Here is a 25689-nt window from a genome sequence, read left to right on the forward strand (position 1 = left end):
CGTTGCGGGCCACCGCCCGCCCGCCGAACCACACCGCTTCGAGGAGGAGCCTGTATGCAGACCCGCCGTATCGGTGACGTCGCCGTCGGCGCGATCGGCCTCGGCGCCATGCCGATGTCGATCGAGGGCCGTCCCGACGAACAGCGTTCGATCGCCACGATCCATGCCGCGCTGGACGCCGGGGTCACGCTGATCGACACCGCGGACGCCTACCACCTGGGCCCCGCCGACGCCGGTCACAACGAGTCGTTGATCGCCAGCGCCGTGGCGAGCTACGGCGGCGACACGTCCGACGTGCTGATCGCCACGAAGGGCGGCCACGTACGCCCCGGCGACGGCCTCTGGACGCTGAACGGCAGGCCGGAGCACCTCAGGGAGGCGGTCGAGGCGTCACTCAAGCGGCTCGGGGTCGAGGCGATCGGCCTCTACCAGTTCCACCGCCCCGACCCGAACACCCCGTACGCGGACTCCGTCGGGGCGCTGCGCGACCTGCTCGACGCCGGGAAGATCCGGATGGCCGGCATCTCCAACGCCGACCCCGACCAGATCAGGCAGGCCAACGAGATCCTCGGCGGTCGACTGGTCAGCGTGCAGAACCAGTTCTCTCCCGCCTTCCGGTCCAGCGAACCGGAGCTGACGCTCTGCGCCGAAATCGGCATCGCGTTCCTGCCCTGGAGTCCGCTCGGCGGCATCTCCAACGCCGCCGAACTGGGCTCCCGGTTCGCGGTCTTCGCCGAGGTCGCCCGGGAGCGCGGGGTCAGCCCGCAGCAGGTCTGCCTGGCCTGGATGCTGGCGAAGTCGCCCACGGTCATCCCGATTCCCGGCTCGTCGCGCCCGGAGACGATCCGGGACTCCGTCGGCGCGGCCGACCTGGAACTCTCGGCCGAGGAACTGGCCCGTCTCGACGCGGCCTGACCGACCGGCACCGCGAGCCCGCCCACCGGTCTCCGTGCCGTGGGCGGGCTCGCGGCCGGTGCGTGCACCTGATCGACCGTCTACTATCTACGGTGATCAGGTCGGCGTCGGGAGGTCGCCATGCGCAGGTCGATGCTGTGCCTCGTCACCGTGTCCGGCCTGCTGGCCGGGTTCCTCCTGGTGGTCACGCCGCCCGCCGCAGGCAGCGCCCGCGCGTCCACCCCGGCGGGCAGCGCCCGCACCCCGACCACCCCGACCACGGCGGGCAGCGACCTCGCCGCCTCCTGGACCGGCCCGCTCAGCACCCGGGGTCGGTACGTGGTCGACGTCCACGGCAACCGCTTCAAGCTCAAGTCCGGCAACTGGCACGGTGCCAGCGGCACCTGGACCGGCAGCGGCGACCGCGCCGACCCGGCCAACCACCACGCCGGGGAGATGGCCGACCAGATCCCGATCGGCCTGGACCGTGCCCCGATGGCCGACATCCTCGCCGGCTTCCACGAACTCGGCCTCAACAGCGTCCGGCTGCCGTTCTCCAACGAGATGATCCGCGACACCCGCCCGGTGCCGGACGCCGCCGTCCGCGCCAACCCGCAGCTCCGCGGCCGTACCCCGCTCCAGGTGTACGACGAGACGGTCCGGGCGCTGACCGCCGAGGGATTCGCCGTCATCCTCAACAACCACACCAACACCTCGCGCTGGTGCTGCGGAGTCGACGGCAACGAACGCTGGAACGCCAGCCAGAGCACCGCCCAGTGGGAACAGGACTGGCTGTCGATGGCCCGCCGGTACGTCGGCAACCCCCGGGTCGTCGGCGCCGATCTCTACAACGAGGTACGCCGCACCGTCCTCGACGACCCGAACTGGGGACTCGGTGACCGGCACGACTGGCACGCCGCCGCCCAGCGGGCCGGTGACCGGATCCTCACCGAGGCCAACCCCCACCTGCTGATCATCATCGAGGGCATCAACTGGTACGGCCTGCCGGTGGACGGGTTCCCGCACGGGCGCCCCACCCTCGAACCGGTCGGCCGGCTCTCACACACCCTCGTGCGCTCCCACAAACTGGTCTACTCGGCGCACTTCTACGGCTACACCGGCCCGAATCACAGCGGCGCGACCGGCATCGGTGAGACCAGCGACCCCCGCTACCAGGACCTCACCCGCGACCAGCTCGTGGAGACCGTCCGCCGGCAGGCGACGTACGTGGCGCTCGACGCCGACCGGCACTTCACCGCACCGGTCTGGATCAGCGAGTTCGGTGTCGGTGGCCGGGACAACACCGATCAGCGCTCGCGGGACTGGTTCCACCACTTCGTCGACCACCTGATCGCCGTCGACGCCGACTTCGCGTACTGGCCCCTGGTCGGCTGGCACGACAACCGGCGCGGCAACGGCTGGGCGCTGCTGCACTGGGACGCCACCGGCCACCGGATGGGTCTCTACGACGGCGACGACTGGCGGGCCGACACCTGGCGTCGCCTGGTCTCCGGTGGCCGGACCGGTCCGATCGCCCCGGTGCGGGAATGGTCGATGCTGACCCTCGACCACGCCGACCTGAACCAGTCGGTGCGGATGCGCGCCGTACCGGACTGGGACGCCGGCGCCCGCAAGGCGGCCTGCCCCGACGACCAACGGCTGATCGGCCTGAGCCGTACCGGCAACCGGGGCCTGTGCACCGACGCCCCGGACACCGGCGGTCACGTGGTGGTCCGCGACGAGTCGTACGTCGACGTCGACTGGGCCTCCGGCTTCACCAAGCTGCAGTGCCCGCCGCACCAGACGGTCGTCGGGTACGCCGTCCGTGGCGCCAACCTGTCGTCGGTGCTCTGCCGCGACGCGGGCACCACCGTCGGCGGCACCCGACGAACGGTCTGGTTCGACCGTGGCGACAACCGGCCGACCGGCAACCCGGGCGGCGACTTCGCCACCGGCCACCACAAGGGACAGTGTGCCGTCGGTGAGCACCTCGTCGGGGTCGCCTACCGCGCCTGGATCTGGTCTCCCGGCAGGGAACCCGACGCCCTGCTGTGCCGTAGCTGATCGCTCGGCTCAGCTCACCCCGAGGGTGGCGGCCAGCGAGACGACCGTCCCGGGCGCGTCGGGATGGCGGATCGTGTCGGCGAGTGCGTCCCGGACTGCGCGCCCGCGCCTCGCGCCCTGCGCCCGCGAGAATGCAAGGAAGGGTCCCCTGCTATGCACCAGGCGTTAGCAGGGGACCCTTCCTTGCACCAATGCGCGTCCGAGGGACGCGTGCGCATCAGCGGCGGTCGAGTTCCGACTGGAGGCGTTGCAGGAGGGTCTTGCGGGCCTTGCCGCCGCGTTCGCGTCGCAGCGCCGCCCGGAGCTGGTTCTTGTCCAGGCCGGGTACGAGTCGACTGGCCTCGGGGACCGTCAGCTCCGTCAGCCGCTCGGCCGAGGTGGCAGCCCGGCCTCGGGGCGAGGTCACCTCCTTGCGGGCACGTTTGGCCGGTCCGGTGTTGGCGACGAACTGCCGACCGGTTCGCGACGCCTGCCGCTTCTTGGCCTCGGTGTCGCGCTTCTGCTCGTCCGAGAGCTTGTCCCACGCCTTCTTCGGCAGGTAGCGTGCCGTTTCGTTGCCCTTGCGGGCCCGGGTGGAGCCGGAGCTGGTCTGCCACTTCTCCGCGCCCCAGCGCTCCAACGACCGCTGCCGCGAGTCCTTCGGCCCCAGGAAGCCTCCGCCGCGCCGCTCGTACTCCTTGGTGAGCAGTTGCGACTTGCGGGCCGACCACTGGCCGGGGCGTCCGCCCCGGTCGGAGGCCATGATCTCCGCCTTGATCTGCTCCCGGAGCTCCGGTTTCGTGTACCGCGCCATACCGGGGCGTTACCCGAACTCGGCCCCGTCGAACGTGGCCGTCGCGGTCCGGCCCGGCAGCGGTGGGGCCACTCGTCGGGCTCTGCCATGCTTGGCAGGGTGACGACCGGCCATCCCCGCACCCATCGTCGTACCCGCCGTCCCTGGTGGCTCCTGCTCGCGCTCGGTGCCGTCGCGGCCCTGGGCGCGGTCGCCTACGTGGTGGTGCCGCAACTGCTGCCGCCAGGTCCGCGCCCGCTGTTCCAGATGCCGGTGGGCTGCGGCGAGACGTGGCAGGTGGGCACCTACCCCGGCCACGGCGAGTACGACGTCGACTTCTTCCCGCTTCAGGGTGAGCAGTGGGGGCAGCCGGTGCTCGCCTCGTACGGGGGCACCGTCACGGTGGCCGGCATCAACGGGTCGCTGGGTGGGCGTACTCCGGAGAACCCGGACGGCCCCCGGGGTCGGGGCGGCGGCTACTGGGTCAAGATCGATCACGGCGGACGCTGGGAGACGCAGTACCTGCACCTGCTCGAACCGCCGTTGGTCGAGAAAGGGCAGCGGGTCGCCCAGGGTGAGCAGATCGGGCGGATCGGCAGCACCGGCAACTCGGGCGCCCCGCACCTGCACTACGAGCAGCGGGTGGGCTGGCAGAAGGTGGAGACCTGGTTCGACGGCGTGCCGTCCGGCATCACCAGCGACGACGCCGAGTACACGATGAAGCTGACCAGCAACAACTGCCCCGACGGGCAACCCTGAGGAAGCTGCGAGGACGGCAGTGTCGGACCCCTCTGCTGGGATACCGGCATGGGTGTTCTGTACGACTACTTTCGCGCGGCCGACGACGCCGCGGCGGTGCGGCTGATGGCGGAGATCGACGGCGGGCCGGTCGTCGTGGCCGACGGACGACCCGGGGTCGACGCGATCGACTGCAAGGGCATCGACCCGTCGGCGACGCTGGGGGAGCTGGTGGCTCTCGTGCGAGGTCCGGCCGAGGCCGACGACCTGGTGGAGGACCGGCTGGTGTGGAGCGGCGCCGAGGACGGCCCCTGGTTGACCGTGCTCGACGATGCGACCCGGGACACGCTGGCGTCGATCACCGCCGACCAGGTGCCGGAGCTGTCGGCCCGGTGGGGGAGCGGTGCGGAACTCGCCTGGGACGGGCCGCTCCCCGACGACCAGATGCAGCCGGTGATCGAGGAGGTCAGCGCGCTCGCCCGACGGGCCCGGGACGCCGACGAACACCTCTACTGCTGGTCCTGCCTGTGATCCCGCCGCCGTACGCGTCCTGCCGTCACGGCCGTTTGCGGTTAGCGTGAGGTCCAGGAGGGAGCCGGCGGCACCGCGTCCTGCCAGATATACCCCGATTTATGTTGACAACCGCCGGAGAGCAGGCCAGACTCGCCAAAATCTTTCAGTAGTAGCCGAAAGAATCCAGGGGAGGACCATGTCCAGCACCAGATTCCGGTTGGCCGGCGCCACCTTCACCCTGATGCTCGTCGCGGTCGCGGGCTGCACCACGGGCGAGGGGGTCGACGTCGACGGGGCCGACGGGGCGAACGCGGGCGGCGTCCTCAACGCCGCCATCGGCGGTGAGCCCGACCAACTCGACCCGCACAAGACCTCCGCCTACTACAGCTTCCAGGTCCTGGAGAACGTCTACGACACCCTGGTCGAGCCGGACGCGAACCTGGAGATGCAGCCCGCGTTGGCCACCGGGTGGACCACCAGCGACGACCAGCTCACCTGGACGTTCACCCTCCGCGAGGGCGTCAAGTTCTCCGACGGGTCACCGCTGACCGCCGAGGACGTCGTCTACTCGTACACCCGGATCATCGACGAGAAGCTGAACACCGCCTACAAGTTCGGCACCGTCAAGTCGGTGACCGCGCCCGATCCCACCACGGTGGTCGTCGCGCTGACCGCCCCCACCCCGAACCTGCTCGCCAACCTGGGCGGCTTCAAGGGCGTGGCGATCGTGCAGAAGGCCAACGTCGAGTCCGGTGAGGTGACCACCAAGCCGGTCGGCAGCGGCCCCTTCGCGATCGGCTCCTACACCAGCGGCGACAGCATCCGGCTGGTCCGCAACGACCACTACTGGGGCGAGAAGCCCAAGGTGGACGGGGTGCACTTCACCTTCGTCAGCGATCCCACCGTGGCCCTGCAGAACCTGCGCGGCGGTGAGGTCCACTGGACCGACAACCTGCCGCCGCAGCAGGTGCCCGCGCTGCTCGACGCCGACGAGCTGACGGTGCGCTCGGTGCCGTCCACCGACTACTGGTACCTCGCCCTCAACCAGGCCCGTAAGCCGTACGACAACGTCGCCGTGCGCCGGGCGATCGCCTTCGCCCTGGACCGGGAGGCGATCACCAAGGCCGCCAAGTTCGGGCTGGCCACCGTCAACCAGACCGCCATCCCGCAGAACAGCGCCTACCACTACGAGTACGCGCCGTACACGCACGATGTGAACCAGGCCCGGCAACTGCTGGACCAGGCCGGTGTCAGCGGGCTGACCCTGGACCTGATGGTCACCAGCGAGTACCCGGAGACCGTCACCGCCGCCCAGGTGATCGCCTCACAGTTGGCGGAGGTCGGCGTCACCGTCAAGATCCGTACGCTGGACTTCGCGCAGTGGCTCGACGAGCAGGGCAACGGCAACTTCGACGCGTTCATGCTCGGCTGGCTGGGCAACATCGACCCGGACGAGTTCTACTACGCCCAGCACCACAGTGGCGGCACCTTCAACTTCCACAAGTACGCCAACCCCACCGTGGACCGGCTGCTCGACCAGGCCCGCACCGAGACCGACCAGGGCGCCCGCAAGCAGCGGTACGAGCAGGTGGCCAAGCAGATCGTCGACGACGCCAGCTACATCTACCTCTACAACCCGGACGTGGCGCAGGGCTGGTCCAGCGGTCTGACCGGCTACGAGGTACGCACCGACCGGGCGATCCGGTTCCGCGACGCGGCGCTGGCGAAGTGACCGGGGCGGGGACCGCAGGTGGCCCGCTTCGTGATCCGCCGGCTGGTGCAGTCCGGTGTCGTGCTGATCGGCGTGACCCTGGTGGTGTTCCTGCTGATCCAACTGGTGCCGGGTGACCCGGTACGCGTCGCGCTGGGCACCCGGTTCGACCAGGAGACGTACGAGGCGCTGCGGGCCCGGTCCGGGCTGGACAAGCCACTGGTCCCGCAGTACTTCGACTACCTCTTCCGGGCGCTGACCGGCGACCTCGGTGTGAGCTTCCGCAGTGGCCGACCGGTCACCGCGATCCTGTTGGAACGGCTGCCGGCGACGCTGTCGCTGGCGCTCACCGCGGTGCTGTTCGCGATGCTCGTGGCGTTCCCGCTCGGGATCGTCTCGGCCATCCGCCGGGGCACGCTGGTCGACCAGGCGGTTCGGGTGTTCAGCCAGTTCGGGGTCTCGGTGCCCGACTTCTGGATGGGCATCATGGGCATCCTGCTCTTCGCCGGGGTGCTCGGGTGGTTCCCGCCGTCGGGGTACGTGGCGCTGACCGAGGACCCGGCACGGTGGGCCTCGCACGTGGTCCTTCCCGCCGCCACGATCGGCCTGGTCACCGCCTCGATCCTGACCCGTTTCATCCGTTCCTCGATGCTGGAGGTGCTCTCTGAGGACTACGTCCGCACCGCCGAGGCGAAGGGGTTGCGGGCCCGGGTGGTGGTGCTGCGGCACGTGCTGCGCAACGCGCTCATCCCGGTGGTGACCGTCGTCGCGGTGCAACTGGCCAGCCTGCTCGGCGGTGTGATCGTGATCGAGGTGCTGTTCGCCTGGCCCGGCATCGGCCGGCTCACCTTCGACGCGGTCCGGGCCCGGGACTATCCGGTGCTACAGGGCGCGGTGCTGCTGGTCGCGGCACTGTTCCTGCTGGTCAACCTGCTGGTGGACGTTCTCTACGCCCGCCTCGACCCGAGGATCAGGGTCCGATGAGCGGGCGGCTCGGACGATTCGTACCGCCGTGGACCGGCCGGGGCTTGCGAGGCGGCGGCGGTGACGGTCAGGTGCGTCGCGCGTTGTCGGCGCTGTGGCGCGATCCGCTGGCGCTGAGCGGCAGCGCGGTGCTCGTCCTGCTGGTCGTGGTGGGGGTGGCCGGTCCCTGGCTGGCACCGTCGGGCATCAACGACGTGGACGTCGACCGGATGTTCCAGCCGCCGAGTTGGTCGCACCCGTTCGGCACCGACGAGTTGGGTCGCGACGTGCTCAGTCGGGTCATGGTCGCGGCCCGGGTGTCGCTCCAGGTGGGGCTGGTCAGCGTCGGGATCGCCCTGGCCGTCGGGGTGACCCTCGGGCTGCTCGCCGGCTACTACGGCGGCTGGCTGGACAACATCCTGATGCGGTGCATGGATGTGCTGTTCGCGTTCCCGGTGCTGCTGCTCGCGGTGGCGATCGTGGCGGTGCTCGGCCCCGGGTTGCTCACCGCGATGATCGCGATCGGGGTGGTCTACACCCCGATCTTCGCCCGGGTCACCCGGGCCGGGGTGCTGTCGGTGCGGGAGCAGGTCTTCGTCCGGGCGGCGGTCTCCATCGGCGCGTCTGACCTGCGCGTCATGGGTCAACACGTGCTGCCGAACATCGCGGCGCCGCTGATCGTGCAGACCTCGTTGTCGCTGGCCTTCGCGATCCTCTCCGAGGCGGCGCTCTCCTTCCTCGGTCTCGGCGTGCAGCCGCCGGAACCGGCCTGGGGCCGGATGCTCTTCGACGGCCGGGAGTTCGTCACCGACGCGTGGTGGCTGGGTGTCTTCCCGGGGGCCGCGATCTTCCTCACCGTCCTGGCGTTCAACCTGGTCGGCGACGCGTTGCGGGACGTGCTCGATCCCCGACAGCTCACCGTCGCCGAAGCCCGAAGGAGCACCTCATGAGCGAGCGTCAGCGAGCGAATCATCAGGTTCAGCGCGGTGGTGCCTCGTGGCGGCGCGGAGCGCAGCGGAGTGCCGGCATGAGCGAGCGTCAGCGAGTGAATCGTCGGTGCGGTGTGGTGGTGCCTCATGGCGGCGCGGAGCGTAGCGGAGTGCCGGCGTGAGCGACCGGAGTGAGGTGCTGCGGATCGAGGACCTCACCGTGACGATCGGTACCCGCCAAGGACCGGCGCGGGCGGTCGTCGGGGTGGACTGGTCGGTGCGGGCGGGGGAGACGCTGGCCCTGGTCGGCGAGTCGGGCAGCGGCAAGAGCATGAGCGTGTTGGCCGCGACCGGGCTCGCGCCGCGCTCGGCCCGGGTGACCGGGCGGGTGCACCTGCTCGGTACGGAGCTCACCGGGCTGCGGGAGGCGCAGCGTCGTCGGTTGCGTGGGCGGCACGTGGGTTTCGTGTTCCAGGATCCGATGACGTCGCTCAACCCCGTGTTGACGGTGGGCCGGCAGGTGGCCGAGGCGAGCGAGGAGCATCTCGGCCTGAGTCGGCAGGCGGCCCGGTCCCGCGCCGTCGAACTGCTCGACATGGTCGGCATCCCGTCGGCGCAGCGGCGGGTGGACGCGTACCCGCACCAGTTCTCCGGTGGTATGCGGCAGCGGGTGGTGATCGCGATGGCGTTGGCCTGCGAGCCGGATCTGCTGATCGCCGACGAGCCGACCACCGCGTTGGACGTGACCACGCAGGCGCAGATCGTGGAGCTGGTGGCGGACCTGCGGCGACGACTCGGCACGGCGGTCGTCTGGATCACCCACGACCTGGGCGTGGTCGCCGGGATCGCGGACACGGTGGCGGTCATGTACGCCGGCCGCATCGTCGAGCAGGGGCCGGTCGACGCGGTGTTCGGCCGGCCGGCACACCCGTACACGAGCGCGCTGTTGGCGGCGCGGCCGGACCCGGCGGCGGGCGGCGGCGAACTGGTCACCATCCGGGGTGCCCCGCCGAGTCCGCTTGACCTGCCGCCCGGGTGTGCCTTCTGGCCTCGCTGTCCGGTGCGGGGTGACGCCCGCTGTGAACACGAGCCGCCGCCGCTGGTGCCGGTGTCGGCGCGGCACGAGGTGCGCACCTTCTATCCGCGACGGCACGACGGGGAGGCCCGATGACGGCGGAGCGGACCGAGCCGCACCTGACCGGCCATCGGCCCGGCGGGCCGGCTGACGTGGTCGCCGAACTCGACGACCTGACGGTGTGGTTCCCGACCCCGGCGGGCGTGGTCCGCGCGGTGGACGGGGTGTCGCTGCGGGTACGCCGGGGCGAGACGCTGGGTCTGGTCGGTGAGTCGGGCAGCGGCAAGTCGACCACCGGGCTGGCGTTGCTGCGGCTGGTCGACCCGACCTCGGGCACGGTGCGGGTGGCCGGAGAAGACGTGACCGACTGGTCGCGGCGGCGGTTGCGCGCGCTGCGTCGCCGGGTGGCGATGGTCTTCCAGGATCCGCAGGCGTCCCTCGATCCGCGCCGTACGGTGGGCGCGAGCATCGCCGAACCGCTGGCCGTGCACCGGCTCACCGATCGGGGCACCGCGCGACGGCGGCGGGTCGAAGAACTTCTGGACATGGTCGGGTTGCGTGATGATCTCGCCGACCGGCATCCGCACGAGCTCTCCGGCGGTCAGCGGCAGCGGGTCGGCATCGCGCGCGCCCTGGCCGGTGAGCCCGACCTGATCGTGTTGGACGAGCCGATCGCCTCGCTGGACCTCAGCGTGCAGGCGCAGATCATGAACCTACTGCGGGGGCTGCAACGGGACCTGGGGTTGACCTATCTGTTCATCGCGCACGACCTGGCCGCCGTGGAGCACATGAGCGATCGGATGGCGGTGATGTACCTGGGGCGGATCGTGGAGTCCGGTACGCCGTCCCGGATCTGGCAGCAGCCGGCGCATCCGTACACTGCGGCGCTGCTGTCGGCGATCCCGGTGGCGGATCCGCAGGTCGAGCGGGCCCGGCGGCGGATCATCCTGGGTGGTGACATCCCGAGCCCGGTGGACCCGCCGGAGGGCTGCCGTTTCCGGACGCGGTGTCCGCAGGCCCGGCCGGACTGCGCCGAGACCGATCCGCCGCCGGTCGAGGTCGCTCCGGGGCACCGGGCCGCCTGCCTGTTCGCCGGGGAGGCGGTCCGCGCGATGCGCGCCGAGTAGCCGACCCGGCCCGACACCTTGACGGACCGCCTCCGACTGTCCACCATTCCTATATGTTTGATGGATTATGTAGGGTGCTGGTGGGGTGACGTGTACGTCTCAGCGCGATCGGACTACGCCGTGCGGGCGATGTTGGCGGTGGCCGAGCGTCACCCGGCGGTGGTGAAGGCGGCGGTGCTGGCCGCGAGCCAGGACATTCCGTACTCCTTCCTTCAGGGCATCCTGCTGGACCTGCGTCGGGCCGGCCTGCTGCACAGCCTGCGCGGCGCGGACGGCGGCTACGCGTTGACCGGCCCGCCGGAGGGGATCACCGTGGGCGACGTGCTGCGCGCCACGGGTGGGGCGCTGACGACGGTCCGGGGTGCGCCCGCCGAGGTGGCCAGCTATCACGGCGTGGCCGCCGGGCTGGGTGAGGTGTGGCTGTCGGTGCACCGGGCGATCGAGGACGTGGTCGACCACGCCACTCTGGCGGATCTGCTCGCGCCCGCCGACGGGCGGGGGCGGGAGGCCGTCGATCGGCCGCCCCGGGTGGCGTGACGGATCGCCGCGTCGAGCCTGTCGGTCACCCCGGTCCCCCAAGGCTTGAAAACCTGTCGAGTTAGTGGGATATTCGGTGCGCGGTCGGCGCGGACGATCAGACCTGCCGCGCCCGATGTGGAGTCGGGTGCGACGGGGATCGGCGTCGTGCCGGCCGGGCATCGACGCCCGGTCCGTGGCCGCACCCACCACTGCTCGGTCCACGGCAGCTCAAAACGGGCATATTCCCTATTTAATCGGTCGGATTTATGTAGTGCGGTCACGCACTGGAGGAGGACGGCTTCCGATGAGGCACCGGATCAGAGCGGCCATCGCTCTCGCCATGGTCACCGGCATGGCGCTGTCGGGCTGCGGCGGTGGTGAGGCGGCCGGCGGCGGTTCCGCCACGCTGAGCATCGTCGGCTTCGCGGTACCCGAGGCGGCCAACAAGGCCATCGCCGCCGAGTGGAACAAGACCGAGGCCGGCAAGGGGGTCCGGTTCCGGACCTCGTACGGCGCCTCCGGCGACCAGAGCCGCGCCGTGGTGGCCGGCCTGAAGACCGACTACGTGCACTTCTCCGTCAGCAGCGACGTGACCCGCCTGGTCGACGCCGGACTGGTCGAGGCGACCTGGGACGACGGCCCGACCAAGGGCATCGTCTCGTCGTCGGTGGTGGTGCTCGCCGTCCGCGAGGGCAACCCCAAGAACATCCAGGGCTGGGACGACCTGATCAAGCCGGGCATCGGCATCGTCACCCCGAACCCGGCCTCCTCGGGTGCGGCCCGGTGGAACGCCCTGGCCGCCTGGGGGCACATCGCCGCCAACGGCGGCACCGAGGCCCAGGCCCAGGAGTACGTGACCAAGCTGTTCGGCAACGTCGTGTCGCTGCCCAACAGCGGGCGGGACGCCACCACCGCGTTCCTCGGCGGCACCGGTGACGTGCTGCTCGCGTACGAGAACGAGACGATCCTGGCCCGGCAGAACGGCGAGAAGCTGGACTGGGTCCTGCCGGAGACCACGATGCTGATCGAGAACCCGGGCGCGATCCTCAAGGACGCCGACCCGAAGGCGAAGGAGTGGCTGGACTTCGTGCTCGGCCCGCAGGGGCAGCGGCAGTTCGCGCTGACCGGCTTCCGGCCGATCATCGACGGCGTCGACACCAGCGGCGTCGAGGGCGCGATCGACCCGAACAACCCGTTCCCGGCCCCGCAGAAGCTGCTGACCGTGGAGAAGGACTTCGAGAGCTGGTCGGCGCTGTCCAAGAAGTTCTTCGACGAGAGTGACGGCATCGTAACCAAGATCATCGCAGCCTCCGGCAAGGCGAAGTGACCTCGGCGACCCTGGTTCCGGACCGACCGGCGGGCAACCGCCGGTCGGCCCGGGCCGGCCTCCCGCTCACCCGGGTCTCCGGACTCGGGCTCGGCGTGGCGATGGTCTGGTTCAGCCTGCTGGTCCTCATCCCGCTCGCCGCCGTCGTGGTGACCGCCTCGGAGGGCGGCTGGGGCGGATTCTGGCGGACGGTCACCAACGAGCAGACCGCCGCCACGCTCCGGCTGACCGTCGGCGCCGCACTGCTGGTCACGCTGGTCAACGTCGTGATGGGTACGCTGATCGCCTGGGTGCTGGTGCGGGACCGCTTCTTCGGCAAACGGGCACTGGAGATCCTGATCGACGTCCCGTTCGCCCTGCCGACGATCGTCGCGGGCCTGGTGCTGCTGTCGCTGTACGGGCCGGACAGCCCGCTCGGCGTCAACATCGCCAACACCCGGATCGCGGTCTTCCTCGCCTTCCTCTTCGTCACGCTGCCGTTCATCGTGCGCACCGTGCAACCGGTGCTGTCCGAACTCGACCCGGACGCCGAGGAGGCGGCGGCGTCGCTGGGCGCGAGCCGGTTCACCACCTTCCGGCGGATCATCCTGCCCAGTCTCACCCCGGCCATCGCGGCGGGCGCCGCGTTGTCGTTCGCCCGCGCCGTCGGTGAGTACGGGTCGCTGGTCCTGCTCACCGGCAATCTGCCGATGCGGACCGAGGTGGCCTCGGTGCGCATCCTCAGCAGCATCGAGAACGACAACCCCGACAGCGCGGCGGCGGTCGCGGTGGTGCTGCTGGCCGTCTCGTTGGCCGTCATCGTCGTACTCGACGTCATTCAGCGGAGGGTGATGCGCCGTGGCTGAGCGCTCCACCGGCACCCGGACCCGGGTCGGCCGACGTCCCGGCCGGTACGTCCTGCGGTTCGTCGTGACGACGTACCTGTTCTTCCTGGTGGCCTGGCCGTTGTACCTGGTCGGACGCAACGCGTTCGCGGACGGCTTCGTCAACCTCAACGACATCCTGACCGACCCCGACGTGATCCACGCGCTGCAACTGACCGTCCTCGTCGCGGTCGTCGCGGTGGTCATCAACACCGTCTTCGGCGTCGGTATCTCGCTCCTGCTGGTCCGCTACGACTTCCCCGGCAAACGGACGCTGAACGCCCTGCTCGACATGCCGCTGTCGGTGTCACCGATCGTCGTCGGCCTGGCGCTGATCCTGGTCTACGGCGGCCGGGACGGCTGGTTCGGCCCGACGCTCGAAGCGGCCGGGCTCCAGATCATCTTCGCCGTGCCGGGCATGGTGATGGCCACCGTGTTCGTGGCGCTGCCGCTGGTCATCCGGGAGGTCGTCCCGGTCCTCGAGGAGGTCGGCGACGAGCAGGAGCAGGCCGCCCGCAGTCTCGGTGCGAACGCCGTGCAGACGTTCCGCCGGATCACCCTGCCGTCGATCAAGTGGGGCGTGATCTACGGCGTCGTGCTCAGTCTGGCCCGCTCGCTCGGTGAGTTCGGCGCGGTCAAGATCGTCTCCGGCAACGTGCTCGGGGCGACCCGGACGGCCACCCTCGTGGTCGAGGAGAAGTACCTCAACTTCGACAAGGGCGGGTCGTACGCCACCGCCTTCCTCCTCGCCCTCGTCGCCGTGGCCTGCATCATCGTCGTATCCGTCCTCAGGCCGAAGGAAGACCGTTGAGCATCGAGATTTCCCAGGTCGGCAAGCGTTTCGGAGACTTCGTCGCGCTCGACGACGTATCGGTCAGCATCCCCGCCGGTCGGCTCACGGCGCTGCTCGGTCCCTCCGGCGGCGGAAAGTCCACGCTGCTGCGGATCGTCGCGGGACTGGAACGTGCCGACACCGGGCGGGTCGAGATCGACGGCGTGGACGCCACCAACCTGCCGCCGCAGAAACGCAACGTCGGCTTCGTGTTCCAGCACTACGCGGCGTTCAAGCACCTGACCGTCCGGCGCAACGTGGCCTTCGGGCTGGAGATCCGCAAGCGCACCAAGGACGAGATCACCCGGCGGGTGGACGAGCTGTTGGCGCTCGTCCACCTCGGACAGTTCGCCGAACGGCTGCCGTCGCAGCTCTCCGGCGGCCAGCGCCAGCGGATGGCGCTGGCCCGCGCGCTGGCCGTCGAGCCCACCGTGTTGCTGCTCGACGAGCCGTTCGGCGCGCTGGACGCCAAGGTCCGTAAGGAACTGCGCGACTGGCTGCGCCGGCTGCACGACGAGGTGCACGTCACCACCGTCTTCGTCACCCACGACCAGGAGGAGGCCCTGGAGGTCGCCGACGAGATCGTGGTGATCAACGAGGGGCGGGTGGAGCAGATCGGCTCGCCCGACGACCTGTACGACCGTCCGGCCAACGAGTTCGTGATGCGTTTCCTCGGTCCGGTCACCCAGCTCGGCGACGAGTTGGTGCGTCCGCACGACCTCCAGCTCACCGCCGACGGCGGCGACAGCGCGGGCGTGGTCGGCCGGGTCACCCGGATCACCCGGATCGGTTTCGAGATCCGGGTCGAGGTGACCACCTCCGGCGGTCAGCCGGTGATCGTGACGCTCACCCGCAACGAGTTCCACGCGCTCGGGATCCAGGTCGACTCGCCGGTGCGGATCCGGATCACGCCGGGCAGCCCCACCACCACGGTCACCGCGCCCGCCCAGCGTTCGGAGGAACCGACCCTCGCGCCGTCGCACTAGCGAGCGCCTCGTCGATCCCGACGCGTACCGCGCAAGATCGTGCTCGATCCCGGATCGAGTGGCCTTCCCACGACCATGAGACCACTCGATCCGGGATCGGGTGCTGTCCGAGCTGGCGGTGAGATCACGTCGGAACGGCAGCGCGGTCTGGTGGTACGGCGGAATTGACGCCAGGCGCCGCCGAGGGCGAGACTAACCCTATTCAACCGATAGGATTCACAGTCTTCGGTGGGAAGGTGGTCGGCGGGATGACGCGTGTGATCCGGACGGACGAGGAGGCCGTCGAGGTCGCCCGGAAACTGGCGGCCGTCTTCGCCGACGAGGCCGGCGTCCGGGACCGGGACCGACGACTGCCCGAGGCCGAGGTGGACGAGCTGTCCGCCTCCGGTCTGCTGGGCGTCACGGTGCCCGCCGAGTTCGGTGGCGCCGAGGTGTCGGTCGCCACGCTGACCGAGGTGTTCCGGACGCTCGCGGCGGCCGACGCCAGCCTCGCCCAGATCCCGCACAGTCACGTCGTCTTCCTCCAGGCGCTGCGCCTGCAGGGCACCGAGGAGCAGCAGCGGCGCTACTTCGCCGCCGCGTTGGCCGGGCAGCGGTTCGCCAACGCCCAGTCCGAGCGCGGCGGGCGGACCGTCGCCGACGACGCCACCACTCTGCGCCGCCGGGCCGACGGCGGATACGTGCTGCACGGCGAGAAGTTCTACTGCACGGGTGCGCTGTTCGCCGACTGGCTGGTGGTCCGGGCCGTACTGGCCGACCCGGCCGAGCCCGACGGTCACGCGGCGTCCGACAATCCTGCTGCGCTCCGTGACTCCGGCGCGAACGGCGACCCGGCGGCGAACGGCGGCCCACCCGCGAAGGTGCTGGCCTACCTGCCTCGGGACACCCCGGGGGTGACGGTGCGCGACGACTGGGACGGGATGGGGCAGCGCACCACCGCCAGCGGGACGGTGCTGCTGGAGCAGGTGCCGGTGGACGAGACGCAGGTGGTGCCGTACACGTCGATCTTCGGTGCGGCGACCACCTACGGCGCGCGGGCCCAGGTGCTGCACGCCGCCCTGGACACCGGGATCGCCCGGGGCGCGCTGGACGCCGCGGTGGCGCAGGTGGCCCGGGCGCGGCCGTGGTTCGAGTCCGGTGTCGACCGGGCCGCCGACGAGCCGCTGCTCGTCCAGCAGGCCGGGGAGCTGGAGATCCTGGTACGCGGCGCGGAGGCGCTGCTGCGTGAGGCGGCGACCGCGATCGACGCGGCCGAGGCGGACCTGACCGACGACAGTACGGCCCGCGCCTCGGTGGCGACCGCCGTGGCGAAGGTGGCCGGTGCCCGCGCCTCGGTGGAGGTCTCCTCGGCGCTGTTCGAACTCGGCGGCACCCGCTCGGCCGCCGGCGCGCTGAACCTGTCCCGGTACTGGCGCGACGCGCGTACCCACACGCTGCACGATCCCACTCGGTGGAAGGTCCAGCACATCGGTCGGTGGCTGCTCGACGGCACTCCACCGCCGCGTCACGGCCAGCTCTGACCGGCCCGGCGCCTCGTCCGTCCGACGGCGGGTCACGTCCAGACCGCGAGGAAACGCCGCTCCAGCAGGCCGAGTAGGGTGTCGGCGAGCTTGCCCAGCACCGCCAGCAGCACGATCGCGAGCAGGATCACGTCGGTGCGGCCGGTGTTCTGGCTGTCGATGAGCAGGAAACCCAACCCCATCGACGAGGCGATCAGCTCGGCCGCGACCAGGAAGAGCCACGACTGCGCCATCGCCAGACGCAGCCCGGCCAGCACCGGCGGTGTGGCAGCGGGCAGCAGCACCGTGCCGAGCAGCCGTACGCCGGAACGGCCGTACGCCCGGCCCAACTCGACCAGATGCGGGTCGACGTGCCGCAGCGCGGCGGCCACGGTCGTGTAGACCGGGAAGAACGCCCCGATCGCAACCAGGGTGATCTTCGGCGTCTCGCCGATGCCGAACCAGAGCAGCAGCAGCGGCACCCAGGCCAGCGACGGGATGGCCCGGACCGCCTGGATGGTCGGGCCGACCAGCGAGCGGGCTGCCCGGGAGAGCCCCACCAGGGCACCCAGCGCCAGTCCCGCGACGGATCCGGCGGTGAACCCGAGCAGGACCCGCTGCACGCTGATCGCCAGGTGCTGCCACAGCTCACCCCGGGCGAGGAGTTCCCGCAGCGCCAGCAGCACGTCGTACGGGGGCGGCAGTTGTGCGCGGGAGTAGCCGCCGGAGGTGGCCAGCAGGTGCCAGCCGACGAGCAGCGCCAACGGAAGCAGCAGCCCGGCGACGGCGTACCCCATCCGGGTGGTCCAGCCCCGGCCGGTTCCGGCGGTGGCCGGGGCCGGTGGCTCGACCGGGCGGGCCGGTGGCGGCTGCACCGCCACCGGACTGCCCGCGCTCACGGCTCGGCCCGCGCCTGGGCGAAGCGGGGCTCGAAGATGCTGTCCAGCGCCGCGCGGGCCTCGGTGTCGGTGCGGACGTTGCCGTCGGCGACCAGGATGGGCAGCACCCGCTCGAAGACCTGTCGTTGCGCCGGGCCCGGCACCGGGTCGACGTCGAACCGGGTGCGTTCGGCGAGCACCACCCGGGCGACGGCGGGAGACACCTTCGACTCGCGGGCCAGCAGTTCCACCGCTTGGTCCGGGTTCGCGACGATCCACTGGCGGGCCCGTTCGTAGGCGTTCACCACCCGCTGCACCAGCTCGGGCTGGCGGGAGACGAACTCCTCACGGGCGTTGAGCACGCCGTAGGTGTTGAAGGCGACATTGCGGTAGAGCAGGGTGGAGCCGGCGTCCACCTGGGTCTGGGCCATGTGCGGGTCGAGGCCGGCCCAGGCGTCCACGTCCCCGCGCTCCAGTGCGGTCTTGCCGTCGGCGTGCTGGAGGTTGACCACGGTGACGTCGCCCGGTGCCAGCCCGGCCTCGTCGAGCGCCTGCAACAGGAAGAAGTACGGGTCGGTGCCCTTCGTCGCGGCGATCTTGCGACCCTTGAGCTGCGCGACCGACGTGATCGAGGAGCCCTCGGCGACCACGATCGCGGCCCACTCCGGTTGGCTGAACACGCCGACGGTCTTGATCGGTGAACCGTTGGCCCGGGCCACCAGCGCGGCGACTCCGGCGGTCGAGCCGATGTCGAGCGCTCCGGCGCGCAGGTTCTCGTTGGCCTTGTTGCTGCCGGCGGACTGCAACCAGCTCACCGACACCCCCTCGTCGGCCAACTCCTCCTCCAGCCAGCGCTGCTCGCGCAGCACCAGGCTCGCCGGGTTCCAGTACGCGTAGTCGAGCCGCAGTTGGCTGCCGCCGGCCGCCGAGCCGCCGCTGTCCTCCCCGGCGACACAGCCGGTGAGCAGCAGGGCGGCGGCCAGCACGACGGCGACGGTCCTTCTCATGAACTCCTGCTTCCTTCGGGGGAGACGCCGAGACGGTCGAGTAGTGCGGTGCGCAGGGCGGCCGAGGCCGGCGAGCCGAGGTCCCGGGGCCGCGCCCCCGGTACGGCGGTGACGTGCTGGACGGTCGACCCCTGCCCGGGCGGGTCGGCGGGACCGAGGACGACGATCCGGTCGGCCAGCCGCAGCGCCTCGTCGACGTCGTGGGTGACCAGCAGCACCGTGCTGCCGGCGGCGCGTTGCACCTGGTCGACCAGATCCTGCATGCGCAGGCGGGTGAGCGCGTCCAGGGCGGCGAACGGCTCGTCGAGCAGCAGGACACCGGGTCGCCGGGCGAGTGCCCGGGCGAGCGCGGTGCGCTGGGCCATCCCGCCGGAGACCTGCCGGGGGCGGTGCTCGGCGAAGGCGCCCAGCCCGACCACTTCCAGCCAGGCCCGGACGTCGTGACGGGCGGCCGTGCGGTCGTGGCCGGGTGCGAGACCGAAGGCCACGTTGCCGGCCAGCGTCCGCCACGGCAGCAGGCGGGGATCCTGGAAGACCATGGCGGTGCGGTCGGCCACCCCGCGCACCGGTCGACCGTCCACGGTGATCTCGCCGGCACTCGGTCGGTCCAGCCCGCCGACCAGGCGCAGCAGTGTCGACTTACCGCACCCGGAGGCGCCGAGCAGGGCGACGACCTCGCCGGCCTCGATCCGCAGGGTGACGTCGTCCAGCACCCGGTGCGTGCCGCGACGGCCGACGAATGCGCGCCCGACCTGGCGTATCGAGACGGGCGCGGGGTCCGTGTGCAGCCCCGGCGCGAGCCGCGCGGCGCTCGTCGCCATGCCACCTCCTTGCCTCGTCCGGTGGGTCGGCTCACAATACCCATATAACCAACCGGATGAGTAGGGTATATCTCGTGCGGCCGGGAGGGGCGCTCCGAGAGGCGGGCACTGTGCCCGGTCTCGGGTGGTTCCCGACGGAGGAGCGAGGTAGGGGGAGTGGCCTGTGAACGCGGTCACTGGCAGGGTGACGGTGTGGACACCCCGCGCCACCGTCCTGCCGCCGATCGGGCAGCGTCGCCCGGCGACCCGGCACCTCCCACGCTCCCGGTCGCCCGAGACGGTCGGGCGGACGCCTGCCGCATCCACTCTCGACGGAGGGAACCCGACATGACCCGGCCTCATCCGCACCCGGCAGCGGACGCGTCCGAGGGCGACGACCAGCAGCCCGACGCCTTCACCCGGGAGTGGCAGGCGTGGCACCGCCGCCACGAGGAGAACCTGGCCGCCCCGCACGGCTTCCTCGCCGTGACCGGGTTGTACTGGCTCACCGACCGCCCCGAGCGCGTCGCCGACCTGCCCGGTCGGTGGCACACCGGTGCGGACGGCGTGGTGGTCGACCTCGCCGAGGGTGAGGAACTCCTGGTCGACGGGCGACCGGTGACCGGCCGCCACGAGTTCGGCCCGATCGCGGAACGCGGCGGCGTCACCGTCGGGTTCGACGGCGGAGTGCTGGAGATCGCCCGCCGGGGCGGGTACGACATCCTGCGTCCCCGCCGCCCCGACCACCCGCTACGGACCGCCTTCCGGGGCACCCCGGCGTACCCGCCGTCGACCCGTTGGGTCCTGGCCGGACGGTTCGTCCCCTTCGACAGTCCGCGACCGACCACCGTCGGCGCCGCCGTCGAGGGACTCCAGCACGTCTACGACGCCCCCGGCACGATCGAGTTCAGCGTGGACGGTGTGCCACTGCGCCTCACCGCGTTCGACGGCTGGACGCCGGGGAGCCTGTCGGTGCTGTTCACCGACGAGACCTCCGGCGTGACCACGTACGCCGCCAACCGGGCCCTGACCGTCGACCCGCCCGACGAGCAGGGCCGGGTCGTCGTGGACTTCAACCGCGCCACCAACCTGCCCTGCGCGTACACCGACTTCGCGACCTGCCCCCTGCCGCCACCGGAGAACCGCCTGCCGATCGCTGTCGAGGCCGGCGAGAAGATCCCGTACGAGCGGTCGGCGGACGGGGTGTCCCAGCCGCAGCGCACCATCTCCGGGAGGAACCCGTGACACCGCCCACCGAGGACCGGCCGCCCCTCGACGCCGAGACCGACGAGATCCGGACCCTGCTGCGGCACCAGGCCAGCACGGTCACCGTGGTGACCGCGCCGGGGAAGCCGGCGGTCGGGTTCACCGCCACGTCCTTCACGTCGGTGTCGTTGTCGCCGCCGGTCGTGTCGTTCTGTCTCCACCTCGGCTCGTCCAGTTGGCCCACCGTCGCCACCGCCCGACACGTCGGCGTCCACCTGCTCGCCCAGCACCAGCAGGATCTCGCCCGCACCTTCGCCACCAGCGGCATCGACCGGTTCGCCGCGCCGACCCGGTGGCAGGTCGGCCCCGAGGGCGTACCGATCCTCGACGACACCCTCGCCTGGCTGCTGTGCCGGGTGATCGACCGGGTGACGGTCGGCAGCCACGCCATCGTGCTGGCCGAACCGGAACTGGTGCACAGTCCCGCCGCCGGCTCGCCGTTGCTCTACCACCGGGGCGGCTACACCGGCCTCGTGCCCGGCACCGACGGCTGGACCGGGTCGGTCGCCGCCTGACCACCGGCGCCGCACCCTGTGCCCGCATCGCCCGAGAGCGTCAGGGATTCTCTGCTTCGTAACGCCGGCATGGGATCCTTGGACCGTCCGGTGTGCCGGTGCCGGGCCTTGCGCGGGCATTGACGCCCGTCGACCCGATACCCCGGCAGCCGGCCCGGTTCGAGCCGACGAGGTGAGCTGATGGCCGTCGTCCTGGACACCGCGCAGCTACCGCTCCGCGACCGGGTCGAGGCGGTGCACGCCACGATGGCGTACGCCTCCGCGCCGTGCCACGTGATCCACGAGGACCCGGACGGCGACGTGTACGCCCGGATGGCCGTCTGGGACCTCGGCGGCGTCTCGGTCTTCACCACCGAGTCGTCCGGGATCCGGCTGCTGCGCACCGCCCGGCAGACCCGGCAGGACGTGTCACCGGTGGTGGCGCTCTCCGTGCAGCGGCGTGCCGACGGCCGGCAGGAGCAGGGGGGCCGCCAGGCGTTGGTCCCGCCCGGCGGACTGATGGGGATGGACCTGTCCGCGCCGTACGACTTCTCCTGGTCCGGCGACGGGGCTGCCGGGTGCCTCCAGTTCCCGATCGACCGGCTCGCCCTGCCGGTGGACGTGATCCGGCGGGCCCTGGGGAACCTGCCGGCCAGCCCGCTCTATCCGCTGGTCACCCGGCACGTCGTCGACGTGGTGAAGCGAGCGGACCGGCTCGGCACCGATCCGGCGGCACCGGTGCTGGGCGCGGCGAGCGTCGAGCTGGCCCGGGCGCTGCTCACCTCGGCGGCGTACGGCGGCGCACGGCACGCCCGGGTCGACGGGGCCGGTACGCTGCTGACCCTCGTCCGAGCGTACGTCCGGCAGCACCTGGCCGATCCCGACCTGCGTCCGGCCGCCATCGCCATGGCGCACAACGTCTCCCTGCGGCACCTGTACAAGGTCTGCGCCCAGGCCGACTTCAGCCTGGCGCAGTGGATCATCGGAGAGCGCCTGAAGGGTGCCGGTGAGGAACTGCTCCGGCCGCAGAGCCGCAACCTGACGATCGCCGTGGTGGCCCGCCGCTGGGGGTTCAGCGACCCGACCCACTTCGCCCGGCGTTTCCGTGCCGCCTACGGCCGCACCCCGGGACAGTGGCGGCGGATGCACGCCGACCTGCCGTGAGCCACCGAATGCGGCTCAGGACCCGGTCGGGAAGCGGCTCGCCATCTCGTGCCGGTACGGCGGGTCGGCACCGGCCCGGGTACAGGTCACGGCGGCCACCTCGACGCCGTACCGCAACGCGGCCCGCACGTCGTCCTCGGACCATCCGGGCGCGACGCCGGACAGGGCGGCGAGCAGCCCGGCGGTGAACGCGTCACCGGCGCCGATGGTGTCGGCCACCGCGACGACCGGGGCCGGCTGCCGGAACCCACGGGTGCCGCAGGCGGCGGCCACGCCTCCGGCACCGAGGGTGACCACGGCGAGCGTCACGCCGAGGTCCCGCCAGTGCCGCAGGACGTCGTCGGTCGTGCGACCCGGGTAGAGCCAGGCGACGTCCTCCTCGCTGGCCTTGAGCACGTGTGCGACGCGGGCCAGCTCGTCGACGCGGTCCCGGGCCGAGGTCGGGCTGCCGATCAGGCCGGGCCGGATGTTCGGGTCGACGCTGACGAGCGCGCCCCGCCCGCGTGCGGCCCGGAGGGTGTCGGTCAGCCGGTCGGCGCCCGGGCGCAGGAACGCGGCCAGCGAGCCGGTGTGCACGATGCCTCGCCCGACGACCACCGGGTCCAGCTCCTCGGCGCGCCACTGCCAGTCGGCGGTGCCGTCGACATAGAAGTCGTACGTGGCCACCCCGGTTCCGGTCAGCGTGGCGATCCCCAGGGTGGCGGGCTCGTCGGCGTCGACGGCGTGCCGCAGGTCGACGCCGTTGGTCTCGGCGTGCGCGCGCAGTCGCCGGCCGAAACGGTTGGTGGAGAAGCGGGCGAGCAACGCGGTCGGTACGCCCAGCCGCGCCAGCCCCACGGCCACGTTGAGCGGGCTGCCACCGGGATGGGCGGTGTACCGGCCGTCCGGCTCCTGCACCAGGTCGACGACGGCCTCACCGATCACGGTCACCGCCGGTGCGGCCGACGACGGCCCCGGGTCGGCCCCGACCTGCACCTCAGGCACCACCGGTGGCCGGCAGCGGCTCGCGTGCCACCAGGCCGGCGGCGGGTTCGTAGCGGACCGGCACCGGGTCGCTGATCTCGCCGACGAACGTCCCGTCGCCGTGCTCGACGAAACCGAGCAGTGCCCAGCCGTCGTCGGTCGACACCAGGCGGGGCGCGTACAGGTGCGGCTGGTCGATCGGCCGGGCGGCGGTGATGTCCCAGGGGCCGCGTACCGTGGGCGCGGTGGCCAGCCAGAGCCGTTCCCGGGACTCGCCGGGCGCGGTCGAGGGGTTGGTGCAGAACAGCAGCAACGGCTGTCCGTCCACCACGGCGACCTGCGGCACTTCGAGGTGCCCGAATCCGGCCGGCGTGGACAGTGGCGGCCGGACGGTCCAGTTCAGCAGGTCGGGCGAGGTCGCGTGACCGACGACGCCGCGTTCGGCGGCCGGCCCCTGGTTACCGCGGGCGGTGATCAGCATGTGCCAGCCGTCGCCGTCCGGGTCGGCGAAGACCCACGGGTCGCGCCACGCCTGCTCGTACCACGCGTCCAGGTCGAGCAGCTCGTACCAGGTCGGGTCGGCCTCCAGCAGCGGGGTGTCGCCGTGCCGGTGCCAGGTGACCATGTCGTCGGAGACGGCCAGGCCGATGCGCTGGACCAGCCCGTCCTCGGCGCGTCCGACGCCGGTGTAGAAGAGATACCACCGCCCGTCCGGCCCGCGTACGGTGCTGCCGGTCCAGGTGGCCAGGTCGTCCCAGCCCGGTGAGTCGGCGGGCACCAACGCGTCCGGGAGCAGCCGCCACTCGCGCAGGTCGGTGGAGACGGCGTGGCCGATCGTGGCGCGGCGGTGGCGACGGTCCGGGTCGAGGAGGGCCCGGGAGGCGCGCAGGAAGAACGAGTGCCACCGGCCGTCGTCGTCCTTGGCGTACCAGCTGTCCCACACCCAGTGGTCGGGCAGACGAAGCATGGCGGGGAAGGTATCACTAAATCGGTTTAGCCCGCGACCTCGGGGTGGCGTCGCTCTCGGCGCGCGGCAGCGGCGTCCGCCCGGCCGGAGCCGCGACCGACCGGCGACGGCGCAGCGGCATCGGCACCAGGGCCGGGCCGGAGTCGTCCTTGTCGAGCAGCAGCTCCACCGCCCGGCGGCCCATCTGCTCGTGCGGGATGGCGGCCGTGGACAGCCCCGGGCGCAGCCAGGAGGCGATCGGGTCGTCGTCGAAGGAGATCACCGAGATGTCGTCCGGGATCGTCAGGCCGGCCTCCCCGAGCGCCTGGTACGCCCCGAAGGCCAGCCGGTCGTTCATGCAGATGATCGCGCTCGGCCGGTCCGGACGACCGAGCAGGGCCTGCGTGGCGGTGTAGCCGTGCTCCGGCAGCCACTCGGTACAGAAGCCCTCGACGAACAGCGCGACCCCGGCGGCGGCGAGCGTGCCCCGGATGCCGCGCAGCCGCGCCTCGGCGGCGAGGGAGATCTCCGGGTCGCGTTCCTTGGGCCGGTTGCGACCGATCAGCGCGATGCGGTCCCGGTGGCCCCGGGCGAGCAGGGCCTCGGCGATCGTGGCGCCGGCCAACTCGTCGTCCGGCAGCACGCTGGGCAACTCCTCCGAGCTGGTGGCGTTGAGCAGCACCACCGGGCCGTTCAGGATCGCCTTCGGCACGGTCAGTCGGCGGGTGGCCATCGCCGCGTAGATCACGCCGTCCACCTGGCGGTCGAGGATCGCCTCGATGGCGTACTGCTCGAACGCCGCGTCGCCCTGGGTCTCGGTGATCAGCAGGACGTGGTCCCGCTCGCGGGCGGCGTCCAGGGCGCCCCGGATCAGGCCACCGGCGAAGCGGGTGGTGGCGACGATGTCCGAGACGAAGGCGATGGTGGCCGTCTTGCGGGTACGCAGACTGCGGGCGGCCACGTTGGGTCGGTAGCCGAGTTCCTCCGCCGCCGCGAAGACACGCTGGTGCGCCTCGGCGGAGAGTCGGGTGCCCTCGCGCCCGTTGAGCACCATCGAGGCTGCGGTCTTGGACAGCCCAGCCCGTCGGGCGACATCGGCCAGTGTTGCCCTGTTGCGGCCCATCAGTCCTCCGTTCGCGGTCGTCCGTACGACGCCGCCGTTGCCCATCATGATGGGTCGAGTCGCGTTCCGGCTCACCGGTGACCGTCCGGGTGTCGGTGAAGTCCCCTGGTGAACCGCTTGTTTCCGGACCGTTGCCAACTCGTCCTTGACAGGCCGGGGTGCCGCGCGCATGCTCTGCTAAATCAGTTTAGCGACGTTGTTTCGCCACTGCGGAGGACGCTGTCGACAGCGACCTC

24 protein-coding genes and 1 pseudogene are annotated in these 25689 nt (G+C 71.6%); 18 read left to right on the plus strand and 7 right to left on the minus strand.

All coding sequences use genetic code 11. The annotated features are described in order from the left end of the window. The first annotated feature begins 54 nt into the window (after positions 1-54). The gene (locus tag ACIBMZ_RS26915; protein ID WP_396698473.1) at positions 55-915 is read left to right on the plus strand and encodes an aldo/keto reductase; all 861 of its coding nucleotides are present in this window, start codon (positions 55-57) and stop codon (positions 913-915) included. A gap of 120 nt (positions 916-1035) precedes the next feature. Beyond that, positions 1036-2958, plus strand: coding sequence for a glycoside hydrolase family 5 protein (locus ACIBMZ_RS26920; protein WP_396698475.1), 1923 nt, complete (start codon positions 1036-1038; stop codon positions 2956-2958). Positions 2959-3175: 217 nt separating this feature from the next. Here ACIBMZ_RS26920 and ACIBMZ_RS26925 read toward each other — a convergent pair whose 3' ends face one another. Further along, positions 3176-3751 carry a DUF5872 domain-containing protein gene (locus tag ACIBMZ_RS26925; protein ID WP_396698477.1) on the minus strand — a complete coding sequence of 192 codons (576 nt, stop codon included), beginning with the start codon at positions 3749-3751 and terminating at the stop codon, positions 3176-3178. A gap of 99 nt (positions 3752-3850) precedes the next feature. On the opposite strand from ACIBMZ_RS26925, the gene ACIBMZ_RS26930 reads away from it, so the two are divergent. From ACIBMZ_RS26930 to ACIBMZ_RS26990, 13 genes are all read left to right on the plus strand, one after another. Further along, positions 3851-4489 carry a M23 family metallopeptidase gene (locus ACIBMZ_RS26930; protein WP_396698479.1) on the plus strand — a complete coding sequence of 213 codons (639 nt, stop codon included), beginning with the start codon at positions 3851-3853 and terminating at the stop codon, positions 4487-4489. A 48-nt stretch (positions 4490-4537) separates the two neighbouring features. Continuing rightward, the gene (locus tag ACIBMZ_RS26935; RefSeq protein ID WP_396698481.1) at positions 4538-4999 is read left to right on the plus strand and encodes a hypothetical protein; all 462 of its coding nucleotides are present in this window, start codon (positions 4538-4540) and stop codon (positions 4997-4999) included. Between the two features lie 178 nt (positions 5000-5177). Further along, positions 5178-6713 (plus strand): ABC transporter substrate-binding protein, encoded by a 1536-nt coding sequence (locus tag ACIBMZ_RS26940; RefSeq protein ID WP_396698483.1) that lies wholly within the window; start codon positions 5178-5180, stop codon positions 6711-6713. Between the two features lie 18 nt (positions 6714-6731). Further along, positions 6732-7676, plus strand: a complete 945-nt coding sequence (locus tag ACIBMZ_RS26945; protein ID WP_396698485.1) for an ABC transporter permease — start codon at positions 6732-6734, stop codon at positions 7674-7676. Then, positions 7673-8605 (plus strand): ABC transporter permease, encoded by a 933-nt coding sequence (locus ACIBMZ_RS26950; protein ID WP_396698487.1) that lies wholly within the window; start codon positions 7673-7675, stop codon positions 8603-8605. Before ACIBMZ_RS26945 ends, ACIBMZ_RS26950 begins: the two co-directional genes overlap by 4 nt. A 157-nt stretch (positions 8606-8762) precedes the next feature. Continuing rightward, positions 8763-9755, plus strand: coding sequence for an ABC transporter ATP-binding protein (locus ACIBMZ_RS26955; RefSeq protein WP_396698489.1), 993 nt, complete (start codon positions 8763-8765; stop codon positions 9753-9755). Then, positions 9752-10786 (plus strand): ABC transporter ATP-binding protein, encoded by a 1035-nt coding sequence (locus ACIBMZ_RS26960; protein WP_396698491.1) that lies wholly within the window; start codon positions 9752-9754, stop codon positions 10784-10786. Before ACIBMZ_RS26955 ends, ACIBMZ_RS26960 begins: the two co-directional genes overlap by 4 nt. A gap of 90 nt (positions 10787-10876) precedes the next feature. Beyond that, on the plus strand, positions 10877-11323 hold the full coding sequence (locus ACIBMZ_RS26965) for an RrF2 family transcriptional regulator (RefSeq protein ID WP_396698493.1): 447 nt from the start codon (positions 10877-10879) through the stop codon (positions 11321-11323). Between the two features lie 286 nt (positions 11324-11609). Then, entirely contained in the window at positions 11610-12632 is a 1023-nt protein-coding gene (locus ACIBMZ_RS26970) for a sulfate ABC transporter substrate-binding protein (RefSeq protein ID WP_396698495.1), read from the plus strand. After that, positions 12629-13477 carry a sulfate ABC transporter permease subunit CysT gene (cysT, locus tag ACIBMZ_RS26975; protein WP_396698497.1) on the plus strand — a complete coding sequence of 283 codons (849 nt, stop codon included), beginning with the start codon at positions 12629-12631 and terminating at the stop codon, positions 13475-13477. Before ACIBMZ_RS26970 ends, cysT begins: the two co-directional genes overlap by 4 nt. Next, positions 13470-14306 carry a sulfate ABC transporter permease gene (locus ACIBMZ_RS26980; protein WP_396698499.1) on the plus strand — a complete coding sequence of 279 codons (837 nt, stop codon included), beginning with the start codon at positions 13470-13472 and terminating at the stop codon, positions 14304-14306. The genes cysT and ACIBMZ_RS26980 overlap by 8 nt, the downstream gene beginning before the upstream one ends. Further along, the gene (locus ACIBMZ_RS26985; RefSeq protein ID WP_396698501.1) at positions 14303-15313 is read left to right on the plus strand and encodes a sulfate/molybdate ABC transporter ATP-binding protein; all 1011 of its coding nucleotides are present in this window, start codon (positions 14303-14305) and stop codon (positions 15311-15313) included. Before ACIBMZ_RS26980 ends, ACIBMZ_RS26985 begins: the two co-directional genes overlap by 4 nt. Positions 15314-15561: 248 nt before the next feature. Then, positions 15562-16833 (plus strand): acyl-CoA dehydrogenase family protein, encoded by a 1272-nt coding sequence (locus ACIBMZ_RS26990; RefSeq protein WP_396698503.1) that lies wholly within the window; start codon positions 15562-15564, stop codon positions 16831-16833. Positions 16834-16865: 32 nt separating this feature from the next. Here ACIBMZ_RS26990 and ACIBMZ_RS26995 read toward each other — a convergent pair whose 3' ends face one another. The 3 genes from ACIBMZ_RS26995 to ACIBMZ_RS27005 are packed head-to-tail and all read right to left on the minus strand — an operon-like array spanning position 16866 to position 19518. Next, entirely contained in the window at positions 16866-17711 is an 846-nt protein-coding gene (locus ACIBMZ_RS26995; protein ID WP_396698505.1) for an ABC transporter permease, read from the minus strand. Then, positions 17708-18697 carry an aliphatic sulfonate ABC transporter substrate-binding protein gene (locus ACIBMZ_RS27000; protein ID WP_396698507.1) on the minus strand — a complete coding sequence of 330 codons (990 nt, stop codon included), beginning with the start codon at positions 18695-18697 and terminating at the stop codon, positions 17708-17710. Before ACIBMZ_RS27000 ends, ACIBMZ_RS26995 begins: the two co-directional genes overlap by 4 nt. Next, a complete protein-coding gene (locus tag ACIBMZ_RS27005; RefSeq protein WP_396698509.1) occupies positions 18694-19518 on the minus strand; it encodes an ABC transporter ATP-binding protein in 825 nt (274 codons plus the stop codon). The genes ACIBMZ_RS27000 and ACIBMZ_RS27005 overlap by 4 nt, the downstream gene beginning before the upstream one ends. 327 nt (positions 19519-19845) lie before the next feature. Between ACIBMZ_RS27005 and ACIBMZ_RS27010 the strand changes: the two genes are divergently transcribed. The 3 genes from ACIBMZ_RS27010 (at position 19846) to ACIBMZ_RS27020 (ending at position 22421) form a co-directional block, all read left to right on the plus strand. Then, positions 19846-20742 (plus strand): DUF1684 domain-containing protein, encoded by an 897-nt coding sequence (locus ACIBMZ_RS27010; protein WP_396698512.1) that lies wholly within the window; start codon positions 19846-19848, stop codon positions 20740-20742. After that, complete coding sequence (locus ACIBMZ_RS27015) at positions 20739-21278, plus strand: flavin reductase family protein (RefSeq protein WP_396698514.1); 540 nt, start codon at positions 20739-20741, stop codon at positions 21276-21278. The genes ACIBMZ_RS27010 and ACIBMZ_RS27015 overlap by 4 nt, the downstream gene beginning before the upstream one ends. Positions 21279-21458: 180 nt before the next feature. Continuing rightward, complete coding sequence (locus ACIBMZ_RS27020) at positions 21459-22421, plus strand: helix-turn-helix domain-containing protein (protein WP_396698516.1); 963 nt, start codon at positions 21459-21461, stop codon at positions 22419-22421. Positions 22422-22436: 15 nt separating this feature from the next. Here the strand turns inward: ACIBMZ_RS27020 and ACIBMZ_RS27025 are convergent, their stop codons facing one another. The 3 genes and pseudogenes from ACIBMZ_RS27025 to ACIBMZ_RS27035 form a co-directional block, all read right to left on the minus strand. Continuing rightward, positions 22437-23396: a carbohydrate kinase gene (locus ACIBMZ_RS27025; protein WP_396698518.1), complete on the minus strand. Its 960-nt coding sequence runs from the start codon at positions 23394-23396 to the stop codon at positions 22437-22439. A gap of 1 nt (position 23397) precedes the next feature. Next, positions 23398-24357 (minus strand): annotated as a pseudogene (locus tag ACIBMZ_RS27030) (glycosyl hydrolase family 32); the annotation flags it as partial. 10 nt (positions 24358-24367) lie between these two features. Next, positions 24368-25453: a LacI family DNA-binding transcriptional regulator gene (locus ACIBMZ_RS27035; RefSeq protein WP_396698520.1), complete on the minus strand. Its 1086-nt coding sequence runs from the start codon at positions 25451-25453 to the stop codon at positions 24368-24370. Positions 25454-25689 lie beyond the last annotated feature (236 nt).

The organism is Micromonospora sp. NPDC049900 (genome assembly GCF_044461025.1).
Taxonomy (GTDB): domain Bacteria; phylum Actinomycetota; class Actinomycetes; order Mycobacteriales; family Micromonosporaceae; genus Micromonospora.

Coding starts and splice junctions, on each gene's coding strand:
- ACIBMZ_RS26915 (WP_396698473.1), top strand. CDS start 55: ATGCAGACCCGCCGTATCGGTGACGTCGCCGTCGGCGCGATCGGCCTC.
- ACIBMZ_RS26920 (WP_396698475.1), top strand. CDS start 1,036: ATGCGCAGGTCGATGCTGTGCCTCGTCACCGTGTCCGGCCTGCTGGCC.
- ACIBMZ_RS26925 (WP_396698477.1), bottom strand. CDS start 3,751: ATGGCGCGGTACACGAAACCGGAGCTCCGGGAGCAGATCAAGGCGGAG.
- ACIBMZ_RS26935 (WP_396698481.1), top strand. CDS start 4,538: ATGGGTGTTCTGTACGACTACTTTCGCGCGGCCGACGACGCCGCGGCG.
- ACIBMZ_RS26940 (WP_396698483.1), top strand. CDS start 5,178: ATGTCCAGCACCAGATTCCGGTTGGCCGGCGCCACCTTCACCCTGATG.
- ACIBMZ_RS26950 (WP_396698487.1), top strand. CDS start 7,673: ATGAGCGGGCGGCTCGGACGATTCGTACCGCCGTGGACCGGCCGGGGC.
- ACIBMZ_RS26960 (WP_396698491.1), top strand. CDS start 9,752: ATGACGGCGGAGCGGACCGAGCCGCACCTGACCGGCCATCGGCCCGGC.
- ACIBMZ_RS26970 (WP_396698495.1), top strand. CDS start 11,610: ATGAGGCACCGGATCAGAGCGGCCATCGCTCTCGCCATGGTCACCGGC.
- ACIBMZ_RS26990 (WP_396698503.1), top strand. CDS start 15,562: ATGACGCGTGTGATCCGGACGGACGAGGAGGCCGTCGAGGTCGCCCGG.
- ACIBMZ_RS27000 (WP_396698507.1), bottom strand. CDS start 18,697: ATGAGAAGGACCGTCGCCGTCGTGCTGGCCGCCGCCCTGCTGCTCACC.
- ACIBMZ_RS27005 (WP_396698509.1), bottom strand. CDS start 19,518: ATGGCGACGAGCGCCGCGCGGCTCGCGCCGGGGCTGCACACGGACCCC.
- ACIBMZ_RS27010 (WP_396698512.1), top strand. CDS start 19,846: ATGACCCGGCCTCATCCGCACCCGGCAGCGGACGCGTCCGAGGGCGAC.
- ACIBMZ_RS27020 (WP_396698516.1), top strand. CDS start 21,459: ATGGCCGTCGTCCTGGACACCGCGCAGCTACCGCTCCGCGACCGGGTC.
- ACIBMZ_RS27035 (WP_396698520.1), bottom strand. CDS start 25,453: ATGGGCCGCAACAGGGCAACACTGGCCGATGTCGCCCGACGGGCTGGG.